Annotated in this window: 1 protein-coding gene and 1 pseudogene; both read left to right on the top strand. The window is 74.3% G+C overall.

The window, feature by feature from the left end:
• A partial coding sequence (locus DQW06_RS26340; protein WP_232833168.1) for a DUF5956 family protein occupies positions 1-636 on the top strand: 636 nt, incomplete at its 5' end.
• Positions 637-848: 212 nt separating this feature from the next.
• Positions 849-1,413, top strand: a pseudogene (locus tag DQW06_RS26335) (hypothetical protein); the annotation flags it as partial.

Below are 1,413 nucleotides of genomic sequence, written 5' to 3'. Positions count from 1 at the left end.
AGGCTGCTGTCCATGAGCGACGGGCCGCACGACGACCGCTGGACCTCCGGGAAACGGAAGGAGACCAGGGCGGAGCTGGCCTACTTCCACGTGGGCGGGCACCGCGAGGACCTGAGCGGACGTACCTGGTCGGAGTACCCCGTCCTGCCCCTGCCCCCGCACGAGGCGGACACCGGCGAACACCCCGAACTCCGCGGAAGGAGGTTCGTCGAGGTCCCCGAATCCGGCTGGCACGCCCTGGTCGCCTGGGCGGTGGGCCCCGAGCACGCCGTCCGGTGCCCGGAGCGGCACCCGCCCTCCCCGGTGCACGTGACCTGCGAGAACCGCGGCAGGCGCGTCCAGCGGTGGGAGGAGAGGACGCGCACCGACCGGGCGGGCGTCGACCGCGGTGTCGACGACTTCCTGACGGAGGCCGGGGTCCCGCACCAGCCGTGCGGGTACCGGTGGTTCGCCGAGCTGCCCGGGGGGATCCGCGACGGCGACCACCTCTTCGGCTCGTTCTCCTCCCACCTGGCGTCGGTGGGCTCGAACGAGCAGGACCCGCCGGGGATGCGCCGGTCCATGAGGAACCTGGCCCGGCGCCTGTACGGGGACGCCGGACGGTCCGCGCTCCCGGACTCGCTCGGCGGCTCCTGAGGGGTGTTCGGGGGCGGTCCCGCGCGGCGGAGCGGAACCCTGGACGGCGGGGTGCGAGCGGTCGGGCTACCCGCACGGCGCGGCGGTGCGAGGGACGGCGCGAGCGGGTGAGCGGAACCCGACCCGGGTGGCGGTTCCGGGCGTGCCCGGCTGTCCCCGGGGGCTGCTAGGCATGGGGGAACCACCTCCACCTCCCCGGAAAGAGAGCCCCCATGGCCGATCTCACCGAGTTCGCAGGCCTGCCCGTGGTCGAGTTCCCCGCCGAGGGCACGCGTGAGGAGCGGCTCGAACAGGTCCGAAGGCGCGGAGGGGACCCGCGCGACCCCGCGTCCACGGCCTGGCGGCTGCGGACCAGCGGAAGCGACGGCAGGCGTCCCGAGGACGACTACGACCAGTACTTCTCCCTCTTCATGTCCGAGGTGGACACCGAGCGCGTGACGGCGCTGGTCCTCGGTGACTGGGTCAGCCCCGACCAGTGCGGTCCCGAGCAGGCCGTGGAGCTGCTGGCCGAGCACGCCGACGCGCTGCCGAACCTGCGCTCGGTCTTCGTCGGCGACATCACCGCCGACGAGTGCGAGCTCTCCTGGATCAACCAGGGGGACATGGCACCGCTGCTGGCCGCCTTCCCCCGCCTGGAGCGGCTGGCCACCCGGGGCGCCGACGGTATCCGGGGCGGGGGCGGCCTCAGCCTGCACGTGCCCTCCCACACCGGCCTGCGCTCCCTCACCCTGGAGAGCGGCGGTCTGCCGGGCCGGGTCGTGCGCGAGGTGGCGTCCT

Origin of the sequence: Nocardiopsis sp. TNDT3 (genome assembly GCF_003427465.1) — a bacterium.
Taxonomy (GTDB): domain Bacteria; phylum Actinomycetota; class Actinomycetes; order Streptosporangiales; family Streptosporangiaceae; genus Nocardiopsis; species Nocardiopsis dassonvillei.
This window is presented reverse-complemented; position numbering and strand designations above follow the sequence as displayed.